Raw genomic sequence first — 20,168 nt, forward strand, 5'->3', positions numbered from 1 at the left:
ACAAGCCAAGAGTTAACCAAAAAAAAACATTCGCGCGTGATGGAGGTAACATTTTTGTTATCAAAATGTGGGAGGGAAAGGGAGATCTGATCTAACAACTGAACCAAATCACTGAACTGAATCACCAAAACAAACGGCTAACATAATTCCAGTTGAACTTCATGCTGTTCAATGATTTTCATCACGCTGGCGGGGGGCATCTGATCTGTAAATAGATAATCGATTAAATTCATATTTCCCAAATTTACCATCGCGTTACGGCCAAACTTGGAGTGATCGGTTACCAGCATTACACAACGGGAGTTCTCGATAATCGCCCGCTTGGTGCGCACTTCATGGTAATCAAACTCCAACAATGAACCGTCCATATCAATGCCGCTGATACCAAGAATGCCGTAATCAAGACGGAACTGAGAGATGAAATCCAGTGTGGCTTCGCCAATAATCCCGCCATCTCGGGTACGCACTTCACCGCCCGCCAGAATCAGGCGGAAATCCTCTTTGGCGGTCAGCAACGTTGCCACATTCAGATTGTTGGTCACCACTCGTAGACCTTTATGGTTCATCAGGGCATGAGCCACCGCTTCGGGTGTAGTACCGATATCTATAAACAGTGTTGCACCGTCGGGGATTTGGCTGGCAACGCGTTGGGCGATACGGGCTTTTTCTTCCGACCACATCACTTTGCGATCGTTATAAGCCGCATTGACTGAGCTGGAAGGCAATGCCGCGCCACCATGATGACGGTGAATCTTGTTTTGGTCCGCTAAATCATTCAAATCACGCCGGATGGTTTGCGGGCTAACGGCAAAATGTTCCACTAACTCTTCAGTGCTGACGTAACCTTGTTGGCGTACCAGCTCGATAATCGCATCATGCCGCTGCGTTTGCTTCACGATAATCCCCTAATGCGCCTGGTTGTTCCAGGCAGTTATTGTGCGGTTCTTGCGCTGTTGCGCGTGTCCCAACAAGCCATTAATAACCCAATAATCAAACCTGACACATGGGCTGCGTTGGCAATCGATAAACCTAAAATATCGAAATATCCGGCAACCAGCCAGAGTACGGAAAAAGCCATCAAGCCACGCGGCAGCGAGATACCCCGTTCGGGGGCGCGTTCACCGGTCAACCAGACATAGCCCATTAATGCATATACCACACCAGACAAACCGCCAAAATTCGCGCCGCTGAACAATGATTGCCCCCAGCCACTGAACAAGGCTGAAACAATAGTTAATACCAGCAGCTTGCCGGTGCCAAGCCGTTTTTCCATCTGCCCGGCCAGATACCACCACCACATCAGGTTAAACAGGATATGCAGCAGCGAAAAGTGCAGCAGAGCATGGCTGACCCAACGCCAGACTTGCAGATATTGACTCTCGTCACGAGGCCAGGCAAGCCAGGACATTACTGCAAGATCGCCAACAAATTGCATTAATATATAGATGGCGATACAGAGTACCATCACTGACAGCGTCAGTGGCCCGGCCTGGCTACGTATGGTCTGGAGATAGGGAAAGCGCTGATAGTTTAAATCAGAATGCAGATTACCAGACTGCCAACTGGCGGCCTGATAGCGTGGGTTGAGGGGATCGAGTAGAAACTGTTCCAGCTCATGCTGCACCAACGGCAGTTGCTCGTCATCGGCGAGCCAAATCTCTGCGCCTTGGCTGTCACGACGCACTTCTAATGCCACATTGCGGGTGGCCATATAATCAACAAAGGCCTGCGCCAGACGTAGATTAGATATTGCTATTACACGAATCATATTGCCCATCGTCTAACGAGGTTTTAATCAAAGTGCTTAAAAATATCACAATCTGTCCACTCGTGGCGAATAGCTGACGATAAACGAGTTATAGAAATCAGGTAATTCCGTGAACAACTTCTTGCGGATAGCTTTTGGCCCAAGCCTCAAAACCGCCATCAATGCTGTAAACCGCCTCAAAACCTTGCTGGAGTAAATACTGAGCTGCCCCTTTGCTGCTATTACCGTGGTAGCACATTACCATCACGGGTTGCTCAAAATCGGTTTGCTGCATAAAAGGTTGCAGGCTGCCATTGGTCAGATGGAATGCATCTGGCGCGTGACCGGCTTCATAACTTTGTGGATCGCGGATATCAACTAAAACTGCTTTGTTTTCTTTTAGGCGGTTATAGGCCTGCTCAATACTGATTGTTTCAAACTGTTCCATATTGCTGTCTACCTTGCAAAAACGAGATCGAGGAGGAGATGCTATCCGCGATTATAATCACATTTCGCACAATAAAGACCAGAGTGAGTGTAGTGGTATTGGATGAGAGAGAACCTATTTAGCCGCGTTTTATTTGTTGATGCTCAATTGCCCTTTTTTAAAAGGGCAATTGAGTTTGCTGATAAAGCGATTAGTTGATTTGGAGGCCAGTGGGTGACAACGTTGATAGATTTTATCATTAGTCTGGAGCGGCCAACTTTTTGTTTAATTAATTCTGAACGTCAAATGCAAGTGTATAATATGTTTTGTTTGTTTCATATGTTTGTCTAAAAGGCGTGAAATTTTCATCACTATTAATTAGTGTTTCCTGTTTTGTATTGATTGGTTCAGGAAATAATACTGTATCCGCCAGCACATCAAAGCTCCAGATTCGCAAGTGGTCACTTTCGCCAAGCTCCTCGTTGATATTCGAGACAGGTAAACTCTCTGATGGAATTCCTTGGAATGTATTTCCGTGTTTATTTAGTGGGTTATGGGTATTCCATTCAGTTTTGTTTTCGCTATTTTTTGTATTGATGAGCTTGTTTGTAATCGTTCCAGGTTTAGAGAATGAATTATTCTGGAAAATTCCTTTAAAGAGCGTTCCTTGTTTATTTAGCGTGCTGTAATTATCTGATTTCGGTATGTTTAGGTTGTTTTTTATACCATTAATGTTTCCAGCCTCGGTGGATGAACTTTTTGAGAGTACGTCCAAGAACACTCCACCATATCTGTTCAGTTTAATGGGGGTATTCTTTATTGATTCTACCTTGATAGAAGTATTGGCAGTTATTTCTTCTTTTTTACCGATGGTATTCGGAGTGATTGCACGCAGACTTACTGTATTATATATAGGTCTCATCTATTCCACCTTTATTTAAATGCCAGAATAGTATGTTAAAACGGTTTTGAGATGGTTACTTTCAAAAAACGATTATCTATTTTTCCATAATATGTTAATACATAAGGTGATTATATAAATTGGGAATGTGTTTGATATATATAATACAATGAATTTATATTTTAACACTGCGGATGAGACACACAGTGTTAAGATAGTATTATTAAACATATCCCATCATCTGTAATAAACGCTGTGCTTGCTGTACCGCTTCCTGACGGTGGGCGACACCCAGTTTTTGATACAAGTTACGGATATGCGTTTTAATGGTGGTGGCAGCCACTGCCAACTCCCCGGCTATTTGGTCATTACTGTAACCCGAATAAATTAGCCCTAGTACCTGCCACTCACGTTGAGTTAGCGGGCTGGTGCGGATCAATTCAGGAACTTGTGGGTGAGTTAGCAGTTTATCGACGAATATCTCATCGAAATGAGCGAACTTGTGCCGATGATGTTGATTGATATCTTTTAAAATTCGCTGTGCACGATGCTGTTCCAGTTCGGGCAGTGCGTTGAGCTGGATCAGTTGACGCAACTGTTGCGCCATTGCTTCGCCTTCAATAACGAAATGACTGATAAAACCAGTGCGATTAGCTAAGGTGAGAGACTCAATCAGGGCTTTTTGTGCCTCACCTTTACGATCAGTCTGCCAGTAAAGAATGTTACTTAACAGCAAATTACGATTTAGATCGCTGGTCAGTCGCAAGCGACGGGCGTTTTCATTCAGCTCATCCAGTACCACTTCGGCTTCATTATAGCGGCCCAGCATGATCTGTATCCGCGCGATATTACGCCACTGGCCTTGCAAGAAGTGGTTATCGGCCATACCCGGTTTTTCTGCCTGCCGTAGCCAATTTGCTGCCGCAGCTTTATCCCCGGTCATTTGCCAGTGAATCACCCGCGGTTTATCTGCGTTAGTAATCCAGTCCAGATGATACTGGCTGCCGTGCTGAAGCACTTCGCAGCGCTGAATATACATATTGGCATTATCCAGATCGCCACGAGCCAGTGAACATTTTGACAGCATTGCCAGGCACTGTAATTGCTGCTGTGGCTGATAGTTAGCCAGAATTTCAATCCCTTTACGGGCCGCTTCTTCTGCTTCATCCAGCCGTGACCATGACCACAATATCTGGGAGCGAATCCGTAGCAGGAATTCATGCATCGGGAGCTGTTCAAGATGCTGCTCGCGGATAAGTTCAAAGGCTTTGTCCTGTGTCTCATACGCGGCTTGCAAGAAGCCCTGAGCAATCAGAATTTCGCTCTGTTGTAGCAATGCCCATAAAGCGTAGTGATAGGCTTCGTGGCGGCGTGCCATTTGCTCGGTTTGCTGCATCATGGGCAGCGCGCGGCTTAGCTCCCCTTTGCAATGGTGGACTTCACCGGTCACTGACGTTGCCACAATGCGGCTGTAAAAGTTCGCCATTGGTAGATATTTTAGCGCTTGAGTGGCCAGTTTTTCAGCGTCTTCCGGCTTACCGGCATTGATGGCAACCTGCGCTCGTAGCGCATCAAACTCGGCACGTAAAATCTCATCAACAGGAATTTTACGTTCCCGCATCGCCGATTCTGCCCGTTCGAGCAGCGTATTGACCTCGCTGTAGCGATGCTGGCTTTGTGCCAGCCAGGCTTGCAGCAATGCCAGTTCAGGATTTTGTACTAATAGGGAGTAAGGTAGGGCAACCAGACACTGTTCCAGCAACGCTAGTTCGCTGTGGTTAAACAAGGCCCAGGCATGTTGTAGCAAAATATCACGTAACATGCCGACATCACCGGCGGCTAAGGCATGGTGGATAGCTTCAGCCGGGTAACCCAGCGCCATCCAGCCCTCAGCGGCAGCATGATGTAATTCGGGTAGCTCTAGCGCCAATTCCCACTGGCAGCGTTGGCGCAGAAATGTGGCAAATAATGGATGAAAGCAGAACCATTCGCCGCTGTCATCCATGCGATGAATAAACAACCCTTGACGCTCCAACTCCTCCAACCGTTGCTGGCCGTTGTCTTCACCGGTCAGGCGCACAATCAAGGCATCATTCATTGAACGCAAAACTGAGCAGCGCAGCAGGAAGGCGCGGGCATTACTATCAACCTGATCCAACACTTCATCGACCAGATAATCTGATAAATGACTGGCATTCAGCCCGGCTAAACGTTTGGCGGATTTTTGCGCCGAGGAGTTCGGCTGGCGCGATGATAGTGCTATCAGTTGTAGCGCCGTCGCCCAACCTTCCACTTCATCACACAGGCGGCTACTGTCGCCTTGTTCCAGTGGTATAGAAAGACGGCAATCGAAGAATTGTTGCGCTTCCTGATGATTAAACGCGAGCTGTTGTGTTCCCAGTTCCAGCAATTGGTCGCGAACCCGCAGGTTAGCGATACCCAATGGTGGCAAGGTGCGCGACAGTAAAATTAGCGTTAGATTTTCGGGCTGATGGCGTAGGAAAAAGCGCATGGATTCATGAATCGCATCATTGGTAATCAAATGATAATCATCAATCACCAGATAAAGCGGGCCATCCCAATCAGATAATTCGATAAATAACTGAGCAAACAGCGCGGAGAGACTGGCATATTGGTGCTTCTGACTGAGTGCCTCACTTTTGCTGCAATGCCCTCCCGTCGCTTGCTGTACCGCCGCTATCAGATAGGTCGCGAATCGTTCCGGCTGATTATCGCTTTCATCCAGCGAATACCAACCGAGATCTGATTGATCAGCAGCCCATTGAGCGATCAACGTGGTCTTGCCGTAACCGGCTGGGCAATTGATCAAGGTCAGGCGATAGTTTGCCACGCCTGATAACTTTACCAGCAGGCGGTCGCGCATCACGGTATTTTGCAGCCGTACCGGGCGGCTCAGTTTTGAGGGGATCAGCATACAGCGTCCGGTTTGAGAAATATCCGGTGAGAAGAATTCCCTGCGGCTAAGATATCCATTAGGTGGTTACAGGCATTCATAAGAGTAATTATTTTTAGCCTCGTAATTAATCAGCACTGCTAAGGTCTGATAACAGTCATGTTATTGCAATAGTGTTAATGTTTCCTATGGCTGTAAGTTGCACCGGATCACAATTTTAGCTACGCCCTGCGACTCATCCCCAGCTAATCCCCCGGCAGGATGATGCTCTTGCCCATTCTCATTGGCAGGATAAGGGTAAAATTACCCAACTCACAGGATAGAGACCTCCCTATGTCACAGCCTATGCTTAAAAAGGACGATTTCCTGGCCGCACTGACCCGCCAATGGCAGCGCTTTGGCCTAACCTGCGCGCAGCAAATGACCCCGCATCAGTGGTGGGAAGCGGTCAGCGCAGCGTTAGCCGAACAATTATCCGCGCAACCGGCACCGGGCAAGAACCAAAAAGTGCAGCGTCATGTTAACTACATTTCGATGGAGTTTTTAATTGGCCGTTTAACCGCCAATAACCTGATTAACCTGGGTTGGTATGACCAGGTCGAGGCGCTGCTGGCTGAGCAGCAGGTTAATCTGAGTGACCTGTTAGAGCAGGAAACCGACCCCGCATTGGGTAATGGTGGCCTTGGCCGTTTGGCTGCCTGCTTCCTTGACTCGATGGCGACAGTTGAACAGCCCGCCACCGGTTATGGCCTGAACTATCAATATGGCCTGTTCCGCCAATCGTTCAGTGAATGCAAGCAACAGGAAGCGCCAGATAATTGGCTGCGCGAGAGCTATCCGTGGTTCCGCCACAATGCGGCCTTGGCGGTAGATGTTGGCTTTGGTGGCAAACTGGAGAAACAGGCTGATGGCCGCCAACAGTGGCACCCTGAGTTTACGCTGCGCGGTGAAGCCTGGGATTTACCGGTGCTGGGCTTTCGTAATGGGGTGACACAACCATTGCGGTTATGGCAGGCAACTCATCGGCATCCATTTGATTTAACTAATTTTAATGACGGTAAATTCCTGCTGGCCGAGAAAAATGGCGTTGAAGCAGAAAAGCTGACTAAAGTGCTGTACCCCAATGACAACCATCTGGCGGGTAAACGCCTGCGCCTGATGCAGCAATATTTCCAGTGCGCTTGTTCGGTGGCGGATATCTTACGTAAGCACCATCTGGCGGGCCGCAAGCTGGCTGAATTGCCTGATTATGAAGTTATTCAGTTGAATGATACTCACCCGACCATCGCCATTCCTGAAATGCTGCGCATATTGCTGGATGAACATCAACTGAGCTGGGATGCGGCGTGGGCGATTACCCGTAAAACTTTCGCCTATACCAACCACACTCTGATGCCAGAAGCCCTTGAGTGCTGGGATGAAAAACTGGTACGCAGCTTACTGCCACGCCATTTCGTTATTATCAAACAGATCAATGCGCAGTTTAAGAAATTGGTCGATAAACAATGGCCGGGCGATGATGCTGTCTGGGCCAAGCTAGCAGTTCATCACAATAAACAGGTGCGGATGGCTAACTTGTGTGTGGTCAGCGGTTTTGCGGTCAATGGTGTGGCGCAATTGCATTCAGACCTGGTTATCAAAGATTTATTCCCAGAATATTATCAATTATGGCCAAATAAATTCCACAATGTGACTAATGGTATTACGCCGCGCCGCTGGTTGAAACAGTGCAATCCGGCGTTGTCCGGCCTGATTGATGAAACGCTGAAAGTGGAGTGGGCCAATGATCTGGATGCATTAGCCGGGCTTGAGCCTTATGCCGAAGATAAGGCGTTCCGCACTCGCTATCAGCAGATTAAATATGACAACAAAGTTAAGTTGGCTGAATACGTTAAACGGACGATGGGGCTGGTGATTAATCCGGATGCCATCTTTGATGTGCAGATTAAGCGGTTGCATGAATATAAACGTCAGCATCTGAACCTGTTGCACATTTTATCGCTGTACCGCCAGATCCGCGATAACCCTGCGTTGGATATCGCCCCGCGTGTATTCCTGTTTGGGGCTAAAGCCGCACCGGGCTATTATTTGGCTAAAAATATTATTTATGCGATCAATCAGGCGGCAGATAAAATTAACAACGATCCGATCGTTAAAGATCGTCTGAAAGTGGTCTTTATCCCAGATTACAAAGTTTCAGTTGCGGAGTTGATGATCCCGGCGGCGGATGTATCTGAGCAGATCTCCACTGCCGGTAAAGAAGCCTCTGGTACTGGCAATATGAAACTGGCACTCAATGGCGCACTGACGGTTGGCACGCTGGACGGTGCTAACGTTGAAATAGCTGAACAGGTGGGCGACGAGAATATCTTTATATTCGGTAATACCGTTGAACAGGTAAAAAGCATTCTGGCCAAAGGTTATAAGCCACAGAAGTACTTAAAAGCGAATGCACATCTGAAAAGTCTTCTCGATGAGCTGGCCAATGGTGCATTTAGCCAAGGCGACAAACACGCATTTGACATGATGCTGCATAGCCTGGTGGAAGGAGGCGACCCTTATCTGGTGCTGGCTGATTTCGCTTCATATTGTCAGGCGCAGAAACAAATTGATGCCCTGTACCGTGATAAGGATGAATGGACCCGCCGTACCATTCTTAACACTGCCCGGGTAGGGATGTTCAGTTCTGACCGTTCAATTCGCGATTATCAAACGCGAATCTGGCAAGCCAAACGTTAAGGAGAAGACTGCATGGATCGTAAATCGCTCGATCAAGCAGCAACACTGGCAGGGATAGCCGCCAATTACATTAATGCTCATGGTAAGCCACAGGCTATTTTGCCGGAAACCAAACAGCAGTTGTTGGCGGCTATGGGGCGTGCGTGCGCCCTTGATCACTCTCAGACAGAAAGCACACCTATACCGGTGGTGAAAGTATTTACTTTTGGCAGCCCGATGCAATTGCCAATGGCGGGTTCAGGCGATTATCACTGGCAGTTACAGACAGAAAAAGGTGAGTTGCACCAAGGGCGTATCAGTGCCAAGAAAACGCTGACATTGCCAGCATCGTTGCCTCAGGGTTATCACCGTTTGATTCTGGAACAAGGCTTACAGCAGTGGCAGTGCTCGGTGATAGTGGCCCCGAAACGCTGCTATGAACCCAATGCGTTGTTGGCAGGGAAAAAACTGTGGGGAGCCTGCGTCCAACTCTATACTTTGCGCTCTGAACGCAACTGGGGTATCGGTGATTTCGGCGACTTAAATCAAATGTTGGGGCAGGTGGAGGAACGTGGCGGTGCATTTATTGGTTTAAATCCGATACATGCGTTATATCCGGCTAATCCCCACAGTGCCAGCCCTTATAGCCCTTCTTCACGGCGTTGGCTGAATGTGATTTATATCGACGTCAATTGCGTGGATGAGTTCAAGCACAGCGAAGCGGCTCAGATGTGGTGGCATCAACCCGAAACACAAAGCGCACTGGCTAAAGCCCGTGCCAGTGAGTGGGTTGATTATCCGCAGGTGATGCAATTCAAGCTGACCGCTCTGCGTCTGGCATTTCCCCTGTTTACCGCGCGCAAAGCAAAAGATATGCGGGTGCAGGCATTCCGCCAGTTTGTTGAGCAGGGCGGAAGCAGCCTGCATCAACAGGCGGCCTTTGATGCGTTACATGCCCATTTGAGTGAAAACGATCCCATGATGTGGGGCTGGCCGGTGTGGCCAGAGAAGTATCGTGACGGTCACAGCAGTGCTGTGGTTGATTTTTGCCGCGACCATGCCGATGACGTGAACTTCTATCTGTGGTTGCAGTGGTTGGCGGCCAGCCAGTTTGACGACTGTTTTCGCGACAGTCAGACGCGAAAAATGCCGATTGGTTTGTACCGTGATTTGGCGGTTGGAGTGGCAGAAGGCGGGGCGGAAACCTGGTGTGATCGCGAGTTATATTGCCTGAAAGCCTCGGTAGGCGCCCCCCCCCGATATTTTAGGGCCGCTGGGTCAGAACTGGGGGCTACCACCAATGGACCCGCATGTGATGGCCGCTCGCGCCTATCAGCCGTTTATTGATTTGCTGCGTGCCAATATGACCAGTTGTGGCGCGCTACGCATTGATCATGTCATGGCATTGTTGCGTTTATGGTGGATACCTTATGGGCATACTGCCGATCAGGGCGCTTACGTAAAATACCCGGTGGACGACTTGCTGGCGGTGTTGGCATTGGAAAGTCAGCGCCACCACTGCATGGTTATCGGTGAGGATTTAGGCACGGTGCCGGTAGAGATCGTCGGTAAGCTGCGCGACAGCGGGGTGTATTCCTATAAAGTGCTCTATTTTGAACACGACAGCGAAAACACGTTCCGCGCGCCACAGTCTTACCCGGTACAAGCGATGGCAACCATTACCACCCATGACCTGCCGACACTACGTGGTTACTGGCAAAGTGATGACCTGACCTTAGGGAATAAGCTGGGGTTATATCCGGACCCACAGATATTAAAGCAACTTTATCTTGATCGGGAACGTGCGAAACAAGGTTTGCTGGAAGGGTTGCATCATTATGATTGTGTGCCGAAAAAAGTGGGCCATAAAGCGTCGTTACTTGTCATGAGTCCGGTGCTCAATCGTGGTTTACAACGTTATGTTGCAGACAGCGCCAGCGCCTTATTGGGGTTGCAACCCGAAGACTGGCTGGATATGGCGACGCCAGTTAACATCCCCGGTACCAGTGATGAATATCCAAACTGGCGGCGCAAACTGAGTGTAACGTTGGAAGAGATGTTTGCTGACAGCCAGATTAATCGCTTATTGAAAGATTTGGATAAGCGCCGCAAGCGTGTCTCGGCGGGGTGATCTTTTAGGTCGTACAAAGGATGATTAGGTGATGGTTCGGTTGACATGAGATTGGCGCTCACACAACCCTTGATGCCTCAACCAGTTAAGGGTGCGTGGGCGCGTACCCTTAACAATCCCGTTTGTCGGCAATATTCCTGACTGCGCTCAACGTCAAAAGACATACTTCAAGCGATGTACGCGAGCGCCGCTGTAGCGCCAGGGACGCAGGATAAGGTTTGTTAGCCGTCTAATATTAGCCAAAGTCATCGGTGTTACAGCAAGGCAGCAAACGAGCAAGTCCCGATGAGCTGACTCAGGTCAGTGACTCGGGTGCGCGAGCGCCGCTAACACAGCTGTAGCGCCAGGGACGCAGGATAAGGTTTGTCAGCCGTCTAATATTAGCCAAAGTCATTGGTGTTACAGCAAGGCAGCAAACGAGCAAGTCCCGATGAGCTGACTCAGGTCAGTGACTCGGGTGCGCGAGTGCCGCTAACACAGCTGTAGCGCCAGGGACGCAGGATAAGGTTTGCTAGCCGTCTAATATTAGCCAAAGTCATTGGTGTTACAGCAAGGCAGCAAACGAGCAAGTCCCGATGAGCTGACTCAGGTCAGTGACTCGGGTGCGCGAGCGCCGCTAACACAGCTGTAGCACCAAGGACGCAGGATAATTAGTAATAAGAGTGCTCGCCGCGCTGATGCTCGGTCAAATCTCTCACGCCCTTCAATTCTGGGAATTTCTGCAACAGCTCTTTCTCGATGCCTTCTTTCAGGGTGACATCGACCATAGAACAACCATTGCAACCGCCACCAAACTGCAAAATAGCCAAGGCATCTGGTGTGATTTCCATCAGTGTTACACGACCACCGTGACCCGCTAATTGCGGGTTAATCTGCGATTGCAAAACATACTCAACCCGTTCCATCAGCGGCGCGTTGTCATCCACTTTACGCATTTTTGCGTTAGGGGCTTTCAGTGTTAGCTGAGAACCTAGCTGGTCCGTCACGAAATCGATTTCAGCGTCTTCCAGATAAGGTTTACTCAGTTCATCAACATACGCTGATAACTGCTCGAATTTCAGTACGGTATCTGTCGCTTCAACGGCATCCGGTGGGCAGTAAGACACTCCGCACTCAGCGGTTGGTGTACCGGGGTTGATAACAAATACACGAATTTGGGTGCCTTCTTCTTGATTTGCCAACAGTTTGGCAAAATGGGATTGTGCTGCGTCTGTTATTGTGATCATGGCATCTGCTCAATAGTTGACTATTCTTGTCGGTTATAATACGCCCATTGTTGGGGTGACTACAAGGTTCGGCAGATACACCAAACCTGCAATGAGGCGATCCCCTGCGCCCATAGTAGCTTGGCAATCTCATTCAGTGTACTGCCGGTCGTCATAACATCATCCAGCAAAGCAATATGTTGGCCCCGTAGAGATTCAGTACAACGAAATATTCCCCGCAGGTTTCTGCGCCGAGCTGTGGCTTTCAATTGCTGTTGTGGCGGCGTGGCGCGTATTCGCTGTAATGTCTTGTTGCTATAGTGGCAACCAAGCCAGTGAGCCAATGGGCGTGCCAACAGGTCAGTTTGGTTATATCCACGCCGCCAGCAACGCCCATGATGTAGAGGTACGCTGATAATCTGTTGCGGGCGGATGACATTGCCTGCACGCCAGGCATCAAGCCAGCGCAGTAGCAGTAAACGCGCCAATACCGGTGCGAGTTGCATCACGCCATCATATTTAAGTTTCTTTATCAGCCCGCTCAGTGGTGGGGCATAATCACCAACAAAGGTGATACTCAGCCAGCGGGGTGATTTGTTCAGACAGCGGCCACAAGGTAGAACGGCGTGGCTTGCGGGTAAACCACAACGGGGGCAGCAAAGCGGTAAAACAGGTAAGTTGTGTCGGCAATAACAGCATATGCCATGTAGGGGGTGGTATAACGACTGCTGGCATAGCCAACACCGGCTGACGATGGTTAGCATGGTTATCTTCCTTGATAAATGATATATGACGAGGCTAAGGCAACAGGATATTAACGTATGAAACAGCTTTATTGGTATACCTGCGGTGAAGGCGATTGCGATCTTGTGTTGTTGCACGGATGGGGGCTGAATAGCGAGGTCTGGCGTTGCATAATTGATCGACTTTCGCCGCATTTTCGTCTGCATTTAGTTGATCTTCCCGGCTACGGTCGTAGCAGCGATTTTGGCCCAATGTCACTGGCTGATATGGCTGGGATAGTTTTAGAACCGGCCCCACCACAGGCATTGTGGCTTGGCTGGTCAATGGGAGGGCTGGTGGCTAGCCAAATTGCCCTGAGTCATCCGGAACGTGTTCACGGGCTAATTACGGTGTCATCTTCACCGTGTTTTGCCGCTCATGATGAATGGCCCGGTATCCGGCCGGAAGTGCTGGCAGGGTTCCAGCAGCAACTCAGCGAAGACTTTCAGCGTACGGTTGAACGTTTTCTGGCGCTGCAAACGTTGGGTACGGAAAGTGCGCGCCAAGATGCACGCTTGTTGAAAGCGGTTGTTTTGACACATCAAATGCCAGCATCTGATGTGCTGAACGGTGGGTTGGAAATTCTGCGAACGGCGGATTTACGTGCGCAGTTGTCCAATTACACGCAGCCTTTTATGCGTATCTATGGTCACCTGGACGGTTTGGTGCCACGTAAAGTTGCCGCGTTGTTAGACCACGCCTGGCCACACTCGCAATCCGTGGTGATGAAAGGGGCAGCTCATGCGCCATTTGTTTCTCATCCTGATGATTTTACAAAACTAATCCTGGACTTTTCGCAACAGAATTACGTGTAGTTCTGGGGTGATTAACGCACTTTAACGTGACTCCAGCGACAGGAAAGCACCGAAATGAATAAGCCAATTGGATTTAATCAGTTATTTAATGGCTAAATATCGAATCTGCTCAATAATTAAAAAGGTTAAATCGGACGTGACTCATTGAAGGTGTCAATGACACTTTCATTTGAGGCCGTTTCTCTGGGGTTGTGGGGCGAGAATTGAGTTTCGCACTACGTCAGCCAACCATCTGAATTAAATCAATATTATATTGTTGCGCTGAGATTTTTAGATACGCATTAATCATTCAATTGCGAGGTGTTCAGTATGAAGTTTATGAAAAATTTGGCGGTAGCTCTGGTGGTAACGGGAGTTTCTTTCGGTGCAATGGCAGCTAAAGAAATTACCAAAGAAGAAGCGAAAAATTACGAGAAAATCGGCACTATTTCCAGCTCTGGCGAAGCTACATCGCCAATGGACGTAAAAGAAGAATTATCGAAACTGGCAGATGAGAAGGGCGGTAAGTACTATGTGATCACTGCTGAGCTCGAGAAGAAGAAGTTTGATGCGACGGCTGATGTGTACAAATAGCCATGAGCCGGAGATGCCCTCGGGCATCTCCACTTTGTTTTAATGATGGTCTTTTAACTGATAAATCACAGTGTTACATTGATTGTGCCCTTCAGAGCAATGCTTACAACTGCCTGTCAGACACCCGCTGCTATCCTGCTCAATACGTTCAATCTTGCCCATCACCGTGAGCTTCTCCAGCATGGCTTCAACCAGAGATAAAGGCGTTGCTAACTGTTGGCTGAGCTGGCTTGCGCCAATGCTGCCGCTGAGGGCAATTGCATCGCGTAATTGTAGTAAGCTGGCCATTGCGTCTCCTGTTTTATTGAAAACGATCAGTGGCAGTCATTGCCTGAATTTTGGCAACAACTGGTTGGTTGACTGTTTTGTAATCTGAGGGTGACCCGGCTGCGCGCGCGGCGTAATCCAAACAGAATCAGCGCATTAATCACAATCACCAACGCGATAATACTTATGCTCTGCTGTGGATGGTCGCGCAAGGTGGCTGCCTGATAGAACAGCGTTGCCAGAGAATAAGCGACATTCAGCCCCCACAGGATCGAGAAAGTCATCCAACCTCGGCTAGTTTCACGCGCAATCGCCCCCATAACAGAGACGCAAGGCACATACAGCAGCACAAATATCAGATAGCTGTAAGCCGAAATACTGGAGCCAAATTTGCTGCTCATCACGCCCATTGAGCCGGTCGCCATCTCACCATCGCCTTTACTGGCTTCAATCGGGTTAGCTAATACGCTGAGACTGAAGGTATCTTTTAAGCCCTGCCAGGTGGTATGAACCGCGCCGGACAACTCATTCAGTAAATTGAAGTTCTCGGCATCAAAGGGTTCATTTTTGATCTGTTCAGCGGTATAGAGGGTGTTTAGCGTCCCTACCACCACTTCTTTCGCCATCGCACCCGTCACCAGCCCGACGGTCGCTTGCCAGTTATCTGCATGAACCCCCATCGGTGTCAGTAAGGGGGTTAGCACTTTACTGACGGAAGCCAGTGCAGAGTCATTGATACTATCCACCGCTTTACCGCTGAAAGAGAAGCTATTCAGGCCACCAATGAAGATACTGGCGATCACAATGACTTTCCCGGCGCGCAGCACAAAGCCTTTCAGCCGTTGCCAGGTTTGTAGTAACAAACTTTTCAGATGGGGCACATGGTAGACCGGCAGCTCCATCACAAAGGGGGAAGCTTCGCCACGCATAATGGTGTATTTCAGTACCAGCCCGGTGAGGATGGCTACCACGATACCGAGCAGATAAAGAGAGAAGACGATGCTGGCCCCGTCCTGGCCGAAGAAGGCGGCGGCGAATACGGCAAAGATAGCCAGCCGTGCGCCACAAGACATAAAGGGAGCCATCATGATGGTAATCAACCGCTCACGTTGTGCATCCAGTGTCCGCGCGCCCATGATAGACGGCACGTTACAACCGAAACCGACAATCAGTGGTACAAATGATTTGCCCGGCAACCCTAATGCCTGCATCAGGCGGTCCATCACGAAAGCAGCACGCGCCATGTAGCCGGAATCCTCCAAAAATGAGAGGAACAGATACATCATGCCAATCTGCGGCACCAGCGGCAGCACGGTATTAATCCCGCCCCCCACCCCTTGAGCGAGGAATACGGTTAGCCACTGCGGAAAGTGCAAGGTATGGCCGACCCATTGTAGTCCTTGAATAAAGATAGCCGCTGAGCCGATATCAAAAATAGGTTGCAGCGCGCCACCGATATTTATGGCTAATACGAACATTAAATACATCACGAACAGGAATATCGGCACCCCTAGCCAGCGGTTAAGGATCACCTTATCCAGGGCTTGCGTCAGGCGGTTTGGCTCCGCCTGTTGTGAGTTACCGACCGCGTCGCAGATGCGGGCAATACTCTGGTAGCGGGCATCGGCGATCACCAACTCAGGATCTTCGTGTTGAGATTCATGCAGTTGTTGGCGCGCCTGTTCAACCCGATTGGGGGCCACACCGGCCCGCGCCAGGCTGTAAATATCACCTTCGAGAATTTGCAGTGCCAGCCAGCGGCGCTGTTGAACCGGCCATGCTTCTGGCATTTCCTGAACGAGCTTTTCGACTTCAGTGAGAAGAACCGGCGGATAGCTGACTAATGCCCTAAAGGTGGCGGGCTGAAACTCATCAATACTGCTTTTTAATTCATTGATACCCTGCCCACGGGTGGAAACCAGCGGGATAACCGGGCAACCCAGTTGTTGAGATAATGCTTTTATATCAATTTCAATATGTTGGCTCTTGGCAATATCCAACATATTGAGTGCAACGATGCAGGGGATGCCCAACTCAAGTAGTTGCAGCGTCAGGTAGAGGTTGCGCTCCAAATTGACGGCATCAATCACGTTGATCAGCAGGTCTGCTTCGCCACTTAAAATATAGTGACAGGCAATTTGCTCATCTAGCGAGGTTTGCTCTGAAATGGTGGTCAGAGAGTAGGTTCCTGGCAAATCGACCAATGTCACCTGATGCTGCGCCGTGTTGAAGTGGCCTTCCTTGCGCTCAACGGTGACCCCCGCCCAGTTACCAACACGTTGTCGTGCGCCAGTTAACTGGTTAAAAAGTGTGGTTTTACCCGCATTAGGGTTACCGATCAAGCCAATGGTGAGTGCTTTCATGATCCAACGTGATATCAATAAATTAAAATCAGGCTCCGCAGGGGGGTTCACACCCGACCTGGCAGCCAAAAGAAGATGTTAACCCGAAATATTAGGGTTGCAGGTCCAGCGTGAGCAGGTCTAAATCTTTTTTGCGTACCACTAAACTGACTCTGCGGGTTTCTATCTGAATGGGGTCACCTAATGGGGCGAGGCGAACAACATTAAATGAGGAGCCAGGTAACATACCCAGTGACAGCAGTTTCTGCCGGTAAGCCGGGCTGATTTCAGGGGAGAAACCAACGATTTTGTAGGAGCGTTGCGGGATAAGATGCATGTAAGCCTCTCGTGATAACGCATTGGCGAACCAGAATCTAGAGTGATTATACTCTAAAAGCTAATGGGTAAAATAATAATAGTAAGAATCGTTTTCATGTTCAACTCAGGTTGAATACTGAAAGGTAAGTATTCGTTACAGTTTTATTTTTATAATTAATGAGTCTGATTTCTATTTACGCTTGTTTTACCATCAAACTGCAATAATCGCAAATGAGAACGATGAGTTAAATCAGTTAACTAATTGTTTCTATAAGTTTATATCTGTACGTGAAAAGAGCGTCAGATAACATAGTAGAATCACCGTGAGATTAGGGTATTAACATTAGAATTCTAATTAACATGCGGAATACTATCGTAACTATTTATAAAATCATCGTAATAGTAGACCCCATTATGCTGCTATTTGTTAAATGGAATGTTAAATAAAGCCAGAAAATTCGATATGACTTATCATCATCCGCAGGAAAAATAATTGCCCGTTAATTGATTTAAAGAATTATTTATGGGTTTTATAGAAGAAAAGGATATGAAAAAACGCTCGGCAGGAGAGAATATTGGCAATAAGCCAATAAAGCAGGGCCACAACGTCTGAACTGCGGCCCTGCTATAAACGATTAACGCTTCTTCAAGGCCGCGGCCAGTGCATCACTCATGGCGCTATTGCCACCTGCGCTGCTGTCTGCTCGCCCTTTTGCCGGAGCGCGGTTGCTTGAGTCATTCGCGTTACGCGGGCGGCCAGCGCCACGGTTATCATTACCGGTGCTGCCACGACTGTCGCTGCTGCTACCCCGGCGCGAACCACTTTCACCCGGTTGTTCATCAAGGCGCATAGTCAGTGCGATGCGCTTGCGCTGCAAATCCACTTCCATCACTTTCACTTTGACGATATCACCAGCTTTCACCACTTTATGCGGGTCATCGACGAACTTATCGGCCAGTGAAGAGATATGCACCAGGCCATCCTGATGAACACCAATATCCACAAAGGCACCAAAATTGGTCACGTTGGTGACAGAACCCTCAAGGATCATGCCCGGCGTCAGATCGTTGAGTGTTTCCACACCTTCAGCGAAGGTGGCGGTTTTGAACTCAGGGCGCGGGTCACGGCCCGGTTTTTCCAGCTCACGCAGAATATCAGTGACCGTCGGGACACCAAACTTCTCGGTGGTGAAATCGCGCGCATTCAGATTGCGCAGCGCCGAGGAATTCCCCATTAAATCCTGCAATGCTTGCTCGGTGGCGGCCAGAATACGCTCGACCACCGGATAGGCTTCCGGGTGAACGGTTGAGGCATCCAGCGGGTTGTCGCCATGATTGATACGCAGGAAGCCCGCACACTGCTCGAAGGCTTTTGGCCCCAAACGGCTGACTTTTAGTAATTGGTCACGGTTATGGAATCGGCCATTTTCATCACGCCAATTCACGATGTTTTGCGCCATCATGCGGGTTAAACCGGCTACTCGGGCCAGCAATGGCACTGATGCGGTATTCAGATCTACACCGACGGCGTTTACGCAGTCTTCCACCACCATATCCAGTTTTTTCGCCAATTGGTTTTGGCTGACATCATGTTGATACTGGCCGACACCGATAGATTTCGGATCGATTTTCACCAGTTCGGCCAATGGGTCTTGCAAGCGGCGAGCGATGGAAACCGCCCCACGAATGGAAACGTCCAGGTCAGGGAATTCCAGCGCTGCCAGCTCTGAGGCGGAATAAACGGACGCCCCCGCTTCGCTGACAATCACTTTTTGCGCGGTAACCGCCGGATACTGCTGTTGCAGTTCGGTAAAGAAGCGTTCGGTTTCCCGTGACGCGGTGCCGTTACCAATAGCCACTAATTCAACCTGATGCTTGATGCACAGCGCGGCGACCACGGCGGCGGCTTTTGCTGCCTGGCCGGTGTGAGGATAGATGGTATCGAAGGCGACCAGCTTCCCGGTTGCGTCAACCACGGCCACTTTTACCCCGGTGCGCAGACCAGGATCGAGACCCATTGTGGCGCGCATTCCCGCCGGTGCGGCCATCAGCAGGTCTTGCATATTACGGGCGAAAACGTTAATTGCTTCATCTTCAGCACGTTCACGCAGGGTACTCATCAGCTCGGTTTCCAGATGCAGCAGCACCTTGATGCGCCACGTCCAGTTGACCACGGCTTTGCGCCAGGCATCTGCTGGCGCGCCATTTAGCCGCAAATCCAGATGATTGATAATGATCTGCTCACCCTGACTCTCTCGCGGTGGTTCATCAAACTGCGGATCAGGATTCAATGCCAGTTGCAGCACACCTTCATTACGGCCACGGAACATCGCCAGCGCACGGTGAGAAGGCACCTGAGCGATTGGCTCGTGATGGTTAAAGTAATCGCGGAATTTGGCCCCTTCCTGCTCTTTACCTTCCACCACTTTGGCCACCAGATGGGCGTTTTTCCACAAATACTGGCGCACTTTTGCCAGTAAGGACGCATCTTCAGCAAAGCGCTCCATCAGGATGTAGCGTGCGCCATCCAGTGCCGCTTTAGTGTCAGCCACACCTTTATCGGCATCAATATAGGTGAGGGAAACCTGTTCAGGGTCTTGTTGTGGATCATGCCACAAACTGTCTGCCAAGGGTTCCAGACCGGCTTCAATCGCAATCTGCCCACGGGTACGGCGCTTTGGCTTATAAGGGAGGTACAGGTCTTCCAGCTCGGTTTTACTCATGGTGCCATTGATGGCCCCGGCCAGTTGCTCGGTGAGCTTGCCCTGATCTTCAATGGATTTAAGAATGGTTTGGCGGCGGTCTTCTAACTCACGCAAATAACCCAAACGGCTTTCCAACTGGCGCAATTGGGTATCATCCAACCCGCCGGTAACTTCTTTACGATACCGTGAAATAAATGGCACGGTATTACCTTCATCCAGCAGGTGTATCGCGGCACTAACTTGCTCCGGTCGCGCCTGTATTTCGCTTGCAATAATGCGGCTCAGTTGTTCATTCATAAGTCTGATGTCAATTCTGATAGTG

General features: G+C 49.4%; 14 protein-coding genes and 1 pseudogene. 4 read left to right on the forward strand and 11 right to left on the reverse strand.

Annotation, left to right across the window (positions count from 1 at the left end):
• Positions 1 to 137 precede the first annotated feature (137 nt).
• The 5 genes from AT01_RS13135 to malT all read right to left on the reverse strand — a co-directional run bounded on the left by AT01_RS13135 (position 138) and on the right by malT (position 6,010).
• The gene (locus AT01_RS13135; protein WP_005157500.1) at positions 138 to 896 is read right to left on the reverse strand and encodes a DeoR/GlpR family transcriptional regulator; all 759 of its coding nucleotides are present in this window, start codon (positions 894 to 896) and stop codon (positions 138 to 140) included.
• A 35-nt stretch (positions 897 to 931) separates the two neighbouring features.
• A complete protein-coding gene (glpG, locus tag AT01_RS13140) occupies positions 932 to 1,768 on the reverse strand; it encodes a rhomboid family intramembrane serine protease GlpG (RefSeq protein ID WP_042547471.1) in 837 nt (278 codons plus the stop codon).
• A 97-nt stretch (positions 1,769 to 1,865) separates the two neighbouring features.
• Positions 1,866 to 2,195, reverse strand: a complete 330-nt coding sequence (gene glpE / locus AT01_RS13145) for a thiosulfate sulfurtransferase GlpE (RefSeq protein ID WP_004699675.1) — start codon at positions 2,193 to 2,195, stop codon at positions 1,866 to 1,868.
• Positions 2,196 to 2,463: 268 nt separating this feature from the next.
• On the reverse strand, positions 2,464 to 3,096 hold the full coding sequence (locus AT01_RS13150) for a hypothetical protein (RefSeq protein ID WP_042547472.1): 633 nt from the start codon (positions 3,094 to 3,096) through the stop codon (positions 2,464 to 2,466).
• Positions 3,097 to 3,298: 202 nt separating this feature from the next.
• Positions 3,299 to 6,010, reverse strand: a complete 2,712-nt coding sequence (gene malT / locus AT01_RS13155) for an HTH-type transcriptional regulator MalT (RefSeq protein WP_042547473.1) — start codon at positions 6,008 to 6,010, stop codon at positions 3,299 to 3,301.
• A 312-nt stretch (positions 6,011 to 6,322) separates the two neighbouring features.
• On the opposite strand from malT, the gene malP reads away from it, so the two are divergent.
• Positions 6,323 to 8,728, forward strand: coding sequence for a maltodextrin phosphorylase (malP, locus tag AT01_RS13160; protein WP_042547474.1), 2,406 nt, complete (start codon positions 6,323 to 6,325; stop codon positions 8,726 to 8,728).
• A 12-nt stretch (positions 8,729 to 8,740) separates the two neighbouring features.
• Positions 8,741 to 10,838, forward strand: a pseudogene (gene malQ, locus AT01_RS13165) (4-alpha-glucanotransferase).
• Positions 10,839 to 11,488: 650 nt separating this feature from the next.
• Here the strand turns inward: malQ and nfuA are convergent.
• Positions 11,489 to 12,064, reverse strand: coding sequence for a Fe-S biogenesis protein NfuA (gene nfuA / locus AT01_RS13170; protein ID WP_004702162.1), 576 nt, complete (start codon positions 12,062 to 12,064; stop codon positions 11,489 to 11,491).
• A 59-nt stretch (positions 12,065 to 12,123) separates the two neighbouring features.
• The gene (gntX, locus tag AT01_RS13175) at positions 12,124 to 12,807 is read right to left on the reverse strand and encodes a DNA utilization protein GntX (RefSeq protein WP_042547475.1); all 684 of its coding nucleotides are present in this window, start codon (positions 12,805 to 12,807) and stop codon (positions 12,124 to 12,126) included.
• 57 nt (positions 12,808 to 12,864) lie between these two features.
• Between gntX and bioH the strand changes: the two genes are divergently transcribed.
• Positions 12,865 to 13,641: a pimeloyl-ACP methyl ester esterase BioH gene (gene bioH / locus AT01_RS13180; protein WP_042547476.1), complete on the forward strand. Its 777-nt coding sequence runs from the start codon at positions 12,865 to 12,867 to the stop codon at positions 13,639 to 13,641.
• A gap of 309 nt (positions 13,642 to 13,950) precedes the next feature.
• Positions 13,951 to 14,214, forward strand: coding sequence for a YdgH/BhsA/McbA-like domain containing protein (locus tag AT01_RS13185; RefSeq protein WP_042547477.1), 264 nt, complete (start codon positions 13,951 to 13,953; stop codon positions 14,212 to 14,214).
• Positions 14,215 to 14,253: 39 nt separating this feature from the next.
• On the opposite strand, the gene AT01_RS13190 is transcribed toward AT01_RS13185, so the two are convergent.
• The 4 genes from AT01_RS13190 to AT01_RS13205 all read right to left on the reverse strand — a co-directional run bounded on the left by AT01_RS13190 (position 14,254) and on the right by AT01_RS13205 (position 20,143).
• Complete coding sequence (locus AT01_RS13190) at positions 14,254 to 14,502, reverse strand: FeoC-like transcriptional regulator (RefSeq protein ID WP_042547478.1); 249 nt, start codon at positions 14,500 to 14,502, stop codon at positions 14,254 to 14,256.
• Positions 14,503 to 14,528: 26 nt separating this feature from the next.
• Positions 14,529 to 16,844, reverse strand: coding sequence for a Fe(2+) transporter permease subunit FeoB (gene feoB / locus AT01_RS13195; protein ID WP_042547479.1), 2,316 nt, complete (start codon positions 16,842 to 16,844; stop codon positions 14,529 to 14,531).
• Positions 16,845 to 16,935: 91 nt separating this feature from the next.
• Complete coding sequence (gene feoA, locus AT01_RS13200; protein WP_004702177.1) at positions 16,936 to 17,160, reverse strand: ferrous iron transporter A; 225 nt, start codon at positions 17,158 to 17,160, stop codon at positions 16,936 to 16,938.
• Between the two features lie 616 nt (positions 17,161 to 17,776).
• Positions 17,777 to 20,143, reverse strand: a complete 2,367-nt coding sequence (locus AT01_RS13205; RefSeq protein ID WP_042547480.1) for a Tex family protein — start codon at positions 20,141 to 20,143, stop codon at positions 17,777 to 17,779.
• Positions 20,144 to 20,168: the final 25 nt, after the last annotated feature.

Origin of the sequence: Yersinia aldovae 670-83 (assembly GCF_000834395.1) — a bacterium.
Taxonomy (GTDB): Bacteria; Pseudomonadota; Gammaproteobacteria; order Enterobacterales; family Enterobacteriaceae; genus Yersinia; species Yersinia aldovae.

What these genes read in the sequence shown, in the direction of transcription:
- glpG (WP_042547471.1), bottom strand. Translation starts at nt 1,768, where the DNA reads ATGATTCGTGTAATAGCAATATCTAATCTACGTCTGGCGCAGGCCTTT.
- glpE (WP_004699675.1), bottom strand. Translation starts at nt 2,195, where the DNA reads ATGGAACAGTTTGAAACAATCAGTATTGAGCAGGCCTATAACCGCCTA.
- AT01_RS13150 (WP_042547472.1), bottom strand. Translation starts at nt 3,096, where the DNA reads ATGAGACCTATATATAATACAGTAAGTCTGCGTGCAATCACTCCGAAT.
- malT (WP_042547473.1), bottom strand. Translation starts at nt 6,010, where the DNA reads ATGCTGATCCCCTCAAAACTGAGCCGCCCGGTACGGCTGCAAAATACC.
- malP (WP_042547474.1), top strand. Translation starts at nt 6,323, where the DNA reads ATGTCACAGCCTATGCTTAAAAAGGACGATTTCCTGGCCGCACTGACC.
- nfuA (WP_004702162.1), bottom strand. Translation starts at nt 12,064, where the DNA reads ATGATCACAATAACAGACGCAGCACAATCCCATTTTGCCAAACTGTTG.
- gntX (WP_042547475.1), bottom strand. Translation starts at nt 12,807, where the DNA reads ATGCTAACCATCGTCAGCCGGTGTTGGCTATGCCAGCAGTCGTTATAC.
- bioH (WP_042547476.1), top strand. Translation starts at nt 12,865, where the DNA reads ATGAAACAGCTTTATTGGTATACCTGCGGTGAAGGCGATTGCGATCTT.
- AT01_RS13185 (WP_042547477.1), top strand. Translation starts at nt 13,951, where the DNA reads ATGAAGTTTATGAAAAATTTGGCGGTAGCTCTGGTGGTAACGGGAGTT.
- AT01_RS13190 (WP_042547478.1), bottom strand. Translation starts at nt 14,502, where the DNA reads ATGGCCAGCTTACTACAATTACGCGATGCAATTGCCCTCAGCGGCAGC.
- feoB (WP_042547479.1), bottom strand. Translation starts at nt 16,844, where the DNA reads ATGAAAGCACTCACCATTGGCTTGATCGGTAACCCTAATGCGGGTAAA.
- feoA (WP_004702177.1), bottom strand. Translation starts at nt 17,160, where the DNA reads ATGCATCTTATCCCGCAACGCTCCTACAAAATCGTTGGTTTCTCCCCT.
- AT01_RS13205 (WP_042547480.1), bottom strand. Translation starts at nt 20,143, where the DNA reads ATGAATGAACAACTGAGCCGCATTATTGCAAGCGAAATACAGGCGCGA.